Here is a 7073-nt window from a genome sequence, read left to right on the forward strand (position 1 = left end):
TCAACTTCAGATTATCTTCAGATTGTTCGCAGTAAAATTGCATGTGAAAAATGAAGGATAAAACAGGCTTGGTTTGAACCTTTGGACAATCGAACTTTTGTCAATCAGGAAAAGGTTAAGTTTTATTTTTTCATTCGTTTTTCATTCAGCAGATTGTGTGAATCTGTTGTCATTTTTTTTAAATAACGACATAATAATCATGAAAAAATTAATACTAAGTTTAAGCATTCTCCTCTTACTATACACACAGGCAACTTCAACCACTTTACAGCTTTTTGAAGGTGATTCAATTGAAATGGGTTCCGATTATGCAAATGATGTTTTCTATAGTTTTGCGAATGGAAATGTTGCTGAAGAAGACCGCTTTATGTGGGATATTGCTTTTAGAACCAACATCATGAGCTCTTCCATTATCATTAATGGTGGATCAGGAGTTGTGCTTTACACCTATCAAAATGGAGATACATCGGGTTGGATGTCAGCTGATACCAGCGGACTTTCTGGCTGGAAAGCGATGAATAATAGCCTAACTGATTGGGAAGAAGGTGCTTTTTCTGCACATGCAGGAACACATCCCGATTACGGCTGGTGTAATTACAATTCAACCACCCATAATTTAATTGCTGATTCATTCTATATCATAAAGTTAACCGATCAGTCTTTCAGGAAAATATGGCTAGTTAAAAAGGAATCATCAAAAAATAAATATCATTTTATGTATGCTATGTTGGATGGTTCGCAAGAAAAATCAGTTGTACTCGATTGCAATACATATATGACTAAAGATTTTGTTGCTTATGATCTGTCCAATGATGTTGTCAGAGATCGTCAGCCAGCCAAAACAGATTGGGACATGGTTTTTACAAAATATGTCGACAAAGTATACATGGGACCTACTCCTGTCGATTATCCGGTTATGGGTGTTTTAACGAATGAAGGAGTCTATGTTGCACGAGTTGTGGGACAAGAAGAAAGCACATATGAGGATTATGTAAATGAAACATTCGACTCAACTTCAATATCTGTTATAGGAAGAGATTGGAAAGCATCAAACGGTATGCCTCCGGTTTATTATATGGTGGATTCTTTGTTGTATTTTGTTTCAGATATAAATGGAAATATTTACAAACTTTATTTTACTGATTTTGTGAGTGGATCTACCGGAACGGGTAAAGTTGTTTTTAATACAAAAAATATTGGTGGAAGCTCTGTTTATAACGATCAGGGCATTAAGCAAGCTGAATTTGTTGTTTATCCAAATCCTGCAAGGGCAGGAAATTTAAACTTTGTTTTGCATGCTGTTGAAAATGCACAAGTCAGTCTTGACATTTACACAATGATGGGACAAAAAGTACACTCCACCAAATTTGAGCATAGTACAGGTTTAAGTAGGCTTAGTTTGAATTCATTATCCTTAAGCCAAGGAAATTATATTGCTAAAATTAATGTTAATGGCCGAACAATGGTTCAGCAATTTGTTATTAATTAAGCGATCGATTGTTGTTCATGTCAAAACGATTAGTACAGAAGCTGTTTGTTATATCTGCCTTGGTTCTCCTTTTTTCAGGAGAACTGATTGCACAGGATATTAACATCCGTGTCGTTAATAAATACTCAAGAGAACAGCTTGCTTTTGCCAATATTTGTCTGGAAAATGTGCTGACCAAAGAGAAGCAATTTGTTACCACCAATGAAAATGGATTTGTTACAGTTCAAGCAAATGGGCGAAACATTATTGTAATTTCATATATTGGTTTTGAAAACCTGATAGATACCATAACAGCATCTGAGAATTTGATTTTTGAGCTGTTGCCTTCCAGTTATCAGGAGAATGAATTTGTGGTAACTGCCCAATACACACCTGTTAAGGCCGATCAATCAATCTACAAAGTGAAGGTGATTGATGTAAACCAAATTAGTGAAAAAGGAGCCAATAACCTGAGCGAATTGTTGGCTACAGAGCTGAATATAAGAACCTCACAGGACAACTCCCTTGGATCCAAAATGAGCATGCAAGGTTTGTCAGGCGAGCACATAAAATTGTTGATAGATGGAGTTCCTGTAATTGGGCGGATGGATGGTAATATTGATCTCAGTCAGCTGAATCTGCACAATGTCGATCATATTGAAATTGTGGAAGGGCCTATGTCGGTTATCTACGGAAGCAATGCATTGGCAGGAGCGATAAATATTATAACCAAAGAAAGCAAATTGGCTCGGTTTTCAACAGCTTTCGATACCTATTATGAATCAGTTGGTGTGTACAATTTTTCGGGAATTATTTCCGGAAAAAAGAAAAACCATATTTACTCTATTTCAGCTGCCAGGAATTTTTTTGGTGGCTATAGTGAAACTGATAGTGTACGGTCGAAGCAATGGAATCCCAAAAGGCAATACACCACCGATGCGTATTATATTTATGACCTAAAGAAAATGAAGTTTAAGTATTCTGCTTCCTTTTTTCATGAATTATTGCAGGATAAAGGCGATTTGCAGGCTCCATATTTTGAAAATGCTTTTGATCAATATTTTACAACCATTCGCTTGGCTAATAAATTGGATTTCAGTGCAAAACTGAAAAGCGACCGATTTCTGAATATATTATTTTCCTATTCCTCATTCAATCGTGCTAAACAAACCTATTTCACCGATTTAACCACTTTGGAACAAAACTTAACCTCCTATGAATTCGATCATGATACCAGCTTGTTTCATGCCTATTTGTTAAGAGGTACTTTCAGTAAAAGCAAGAAGGAAAGTAAATTCAATTACCAGTTGGGCTACGATTTTAATATTGAAAGTGGAGGTGGTAAACGCATACTGAATCAATCTCAAAATATAGGTGATTATGCTGCTTTTTTAAGTGTGAAATACAGCCCAAGCAATCTATTAACTTTTCAACCTGGTTTGCGATATGCCTATAATACACGTTATGAGGCACCTTTGGTTCATTCACTAAATATAAAATGGCAGGCAGCTCAAAAACTGCTGTTCAGAGCATCTTATGCAAGGGGATTTAGAGCGCCATCTTTAAAGGAATTGTATTTGTATTTTGTGGATGTAAATCACAACATTATTGGCAACGAAAATTTGCAGGCAGAATACGCTTATAATTTCAGTTTATCAGCAGCTTATAAATTCAGTAAATCAAAGCATAATTTTGGTTTTGAGACTTCTCTTTTTAATAATATTATCGAAAATATAATTACCCTTGCTGCCGAGGATGCCACTCACTATTCATATATTAATGTTGATCATTTTAAAACACATGGTGGTCAGTTTAATTTCACTTATCAGATGCACCCCCGATTTACAGTAAAGACGGGCTTTTCCTTAACCGGACGATATAATTCTTTTACAGATGAAAATCCGACATTAGCTGATTTTACCTATAGCAAAGATGTGAGTGCAAACCTAAGATACAAGAACGTAAAGTACAAGTTTTTCATTTCAGTTTATTATAAGTATAACGGCAAATTGCCACAATTTTATTTAAGTGATAATGGGGTGATAAGTGAAGGCTATATTAGCGATTATCACAGCATGGATATGTCGTTTGGAAGACGATTTGTGAAAGACAAATTGGAGGTATCAGCCGGTGTGAAAAATTTATTTGATAACACAAATATTGTAGGCATTGGCAGCAGTGGTGGAGTGCATACTGATGGAGGTGGAAACACACCTGTTGCATGGGGTCGAACTATGTTTTTCAAACTTGCTTATGTATTTAATACATATTAATGAAAACGAACCTATACATATTGTTTTTGATATTATCCATGGTTGGATTGCAGTCTTGTTTTGAAAAGGATGTGTTGGTTCCAAAGCACAATTCTGGAGATATACAATCTGCTGAAATTGAAATGGCTGAGGATTATAAGTATCAGGTTTATTTTGACTTGGGAACAAATAAAGTGATTTCCTCTAATCATAAAACCGATTGGGATCTGGCATTTGAGAGTTCAGATACCGGCTATAGTATCATTATGAACAATTCAAAATTCATGAAAATGCTTGTCGTTGGTGTAACTAATTTTTATGCTGCATTTGATACAACCGGAGGCAATTGGAAATTTGATGAGCCATCAGGACATACTGATTCTATGGCCATTGGTAAATGGGCTGATTTATCTAAAAATCCACCAATTTCATATAAATCAGTTTATGCCATTGATTTAGGAATGAATGAAGAAGGTAATCAATTGGGTTATCGGAAAATACAGCTGCTGGCTTACAATGAAGGGTATTATTTGAAATATGCTGAACTGGATGGTGGCAAGGAAGATAGTTTGCTAATTCCAAAAGATACCGATAGAAATTATGCTTATTTTTCTTTTAAAAATGGAGGTAAACAAGTTAATATCGAACCTTTGAAAACGAATTGGGATTTACACTTCACACAATATTCACACGTTTTGTATACCGATGAAGGAGAAGCTGTTCCTTATTTGGTTTTAGGTGTTCTGTTAAATCCGTTTAAAGTGTTGGCCACAGTTCTGAAGGATACAGATTTTGATAACATTTCCTTTTCCACCGTCAATCATTTGTCTTTGCTGAATCAACGCGATATTATTGGCTATGAGTGGAAAAAGTATAGCTTTACCAATGGAACCTATGAAGTTAATTCCCAGGATGTATATATTATTCAGGATACTGATGGATTTTTATACAAGTTTCGTTTCATAAGTTTTTATAATCAGCAAGGAGATAAAGGCTTTCCTACTGTTGAATTACAAAAGCTATAGTATGCTATCGATATTTTGTAAATTTGCCCAAGAAAAATAATCACTTGGCAGCACTAAACTTACAAGCAATATCAACCTGGAATCCTTTATTGAAAGATAAACCACTTATTATAAGCGGTCCTTGCAGTGCAGAAACCGAAAAGCAATTATTGGATACGGCTTTAGCTCTGAAGAAAATTGATAGGGTTAAAGTAATCAGGGCAGGTATTTGGAAGCCCCGAACCAGTCCGAATTCATTTGAAGGAGTCGGCAATATTGGTTTGCAGTGGCTGAATACAGCGAAAAAGGAAACCGGTTTACTCACTACTGTAGAAGTAACTACACCTGAAGATATTGAAGCATGTTTGCAAAATGAAGTTGATATTTTATGGATAGGAGCACGCTCAAGTTCAAACCCCGTTTATATTCGCAAACTTGCTGATGCATTAAAAGGCATTGACATTCCAGTACTGATTAAAAATCCAATACATCCCGATATCGATTTGTGGATTGGAACATTGGAAAGGTTCAATAAAGTAGGGGTTTCAAAACTTGCAGTTGTTCATAGGGGCTTTTTCCCTTTTGAAAAAACAGCTTTGCGAAATATTCCCAAGTGGGAGATACCTCTGGAACTAAAACGCAGATTTCCTAACTTACCCATTATTTGTGATCCTAGTCATATTGCTGGAAACGTAGATTCAATTTTTGAAATAGCACAAAAAGCACTCTATTTGGGAATGGATGGATTGATGATTGAAAGTCATATTGATCCAAAAAGCGCCTTGAGTGATGCCAAACAACAAATGTCACCACAGCAGTTAAGTCTTTTATTGGATAGCTTAACCTATAGCCATTTTGTTTTTGAAAGCAATTTAAAGCACGATAAGCTGGAAGTGTTCAGAGAACAACTCGATAGCATTGATCAACAAATGATAGAACTTCTTTCTCAGCGCATGGAAATTGTTGAGCAGATTGGGGAGTATAAAAAGAAAAATAATCTCACTATTTTTCAATTAAGACGTTGGCAAAAAACCATTAATCTCAATACCAAAATTGGACGAAAAATGGGTTTGTCAAGAGAATTTCTGGTGAAATTGGTTTCTCTTATTCACATGGAAAGTATTCTCAGGCAAAATGATGTGATGAATAGGGAGGACTAAGCTTAATTTGCTAATTCGGCAATGATAAACCTCACAGCTTTTGCCTTAGTTGGTGTTATCACCAACTAGTTTTTGACTTATTGTTGTTAGTGATAACACAAAACTTGGGGCAGGTTTAATTTGTGTGTTGTTGTACTAGATCTGCGAGCCTGATAATTTTTAGTTGAAATAGATATACAATCCCACAGCTCCATTTAAGTTATCGCCTTGTATATCAAAGTCCAATTCTTCACCTATAGCTGTTGTCTGTTCCCTAACTTGTTGTGTAAAGGGAGCCCATAGCTCAGAAGTCGCTTTTCCTTGTTTCTTCATACTTAATTCTGCTAGAATTCCGTATTCAGCACTTAACGAAATATTTGGACAGATGAAAAATTCAAGTCCAACGAATGGTCTGAGACTCGAAATAAATGCTAAACCATCATTATAGGAAGTAACCCGATAACCGTCATAATTCTTGCCATGATAAGTTGACGTAGGATAAGGATTGGTCACTGAAAATTCATTTCCATAAATGTATTCGTGTGTATAATTTGAAAATCCAAGACCTAGGTCGGCACCTACATATCCAGTCATTCGTCCTTTGGATTTTCTTTTTTCAATACCTCCATACACCATTAATCCATGATTTTTTGATATAGTGAGATCACTCACTTTAGCATTGTTATAAGGATCGCCTGGAAGTATAAGGTCATCCACTACAAGCTCTTCATCTTTAACAGAATGCAGCATCGGATTAATAGCCATTCGGATAGCCATATTTTCTGATTTAAGGTATTTCATATTAATACTCAGGCCTCTTAACATGCCTAGTCTGAAATAGTTGTTATTATCCCCATTAAACATATTTCCTGCGAAATTAAGTATGGGAGTTGCATCAAGTCCAAAGGCAAAAGATTTTGCTTCAGGTAGGATTTTTACGCCTTTTTTAGTGACAAGATCCTGAGCAAAGACAAAAGTTGATGAGCAGAGCAGAAAGATAATCAGTAATTTTTTCATGTGAGTTTTTTTTAAGTTTAAAAGAATATTAACAAAGTTTACATGAAATTATTGTGAATGTGAACATATTTGTTGTTTGTTGGCATCAGACCTATCTGGTTGAATAAAACCTGATAGGTCGAAAGGGAAACTTATTGATATTTATTCTATATTTCAACCAAACAGGAGCAAGGCCACCTGTTAGGTTTTATCA

Annotated in this window: 5 protein-coding genes; 4 read left to right on the plus strand and 1 reads right to left on the minus strand. The window is 35.5% G+C overall.

Annotated elements, in window-relative coordinates; translation table 11 throughout:
- Positions 1-199 precede the first annotated feature (199 nt).
- From HOG71_17445 to HOG71_17460, 4 genes are read left to right on the plus strand one after another with little or no spacing between them, the layout of a single operon-like run.
- On the plus strand, positions 200-1489 hold the full coding sequence (locus HOG71_17445; protein ID MBT5992634.1) for a T9SS type A sorting domain-containing protein: 1290 nt from the start codon (positions 200-202) through the stop codon (positions 1487-1489).
- Positions 1490-1506: 17 nt separating this feature from the next.
- Positions 1507-3741, plus strand: coding sequence for a TonB-dependent receptor (locus HOG71_17450; GenBank protein ID MBT5992635.1), 2235 nt, complete (start codon positions 1507-1509; stop codon positions 3739-3741).
- Positions 3741-4745, plus strand: coding sequence for a hypothetical protein (locus tag HOG71_17455; GenBank protein ID MBT5992636.1), 1005 nt, complete (start codon positions 3741-3743; stop codon positions 4743-4745). The genes HOG71_17450 and HOG71_17455 overlap by 1 nt, the downstream gene beginning before the upstream one ends.
- 44 nt (positions 4746-4789) lie before the next feature.
- Positions 4790-5884 carry a bifunctional 3-deoxy-7-phosphoheptulonate synthase/chorismate mutase type II gene (locus HOG71_17460; GenBank protein MBT5992637.1) on the plus strand — a complete coding sequence of 365 codons (1095 nt, stop codon included), beginning with the start codon at positions 4790-4792 and terminating at the stop codon, positions 5882-5884.
- Positions 5885-6043: 159 nt separating this feature from the next.
- Here HOG71_17460 and HOG71_17465 read toward each other — a convergent pair whose 3' ends face one another.
- On the minus strand, positions 6044-6880 hold the full coding sequence (locus HOG71_17465; protein ID MBT5992638.1) for a hypothetical protein: 837 nt from the start codon (positions 6878-6880) through the stop codon (positions 6044-6046).
- Positions 6881-7073: the final 193 nt, after the last annotated feature.

This window comes from Bacteroidota bacterium, from assembly GCA_018698135.1.
In the GTDB taxonomy this organism is placed as follows: domain Bacteria; phylum Bacteroidota; class Bacteroidia; order CAILMK01; family JAAYUY01; genus JABINZ01.

Excerpts from the sequence above, each read along its gene's own strand:
- HOG71_17445 (MBT5992634.1), top strand. The coding sequence starts at position 200 with ATGAAAAAATTAATACTAAGTTTAAGCATTCTCCTCTTACTATACACA.
- HOG71_17450 (MBT5992635.1), top strand. The coding sequence starts at position 1,507 with ATGTCAAAACGATTAGTACAGAAGCTGTTTGTTATATCTGCCTTGGTT.
- HOG71_17455 (MBT5992636.1), top strand. The coding sequence starts at position 3,741 with ATGAAAACGAACCTATACATATTGTTTTTGATATTATCCATGGTTGGA.
- HOG71_17465 (MBT5992638.1), bottom strand. The coding sequence starts at position 6,880 with ATGAAAAAATTACTGATTATCTTTCTGCTCTGCTCATCAACTTTTGTC.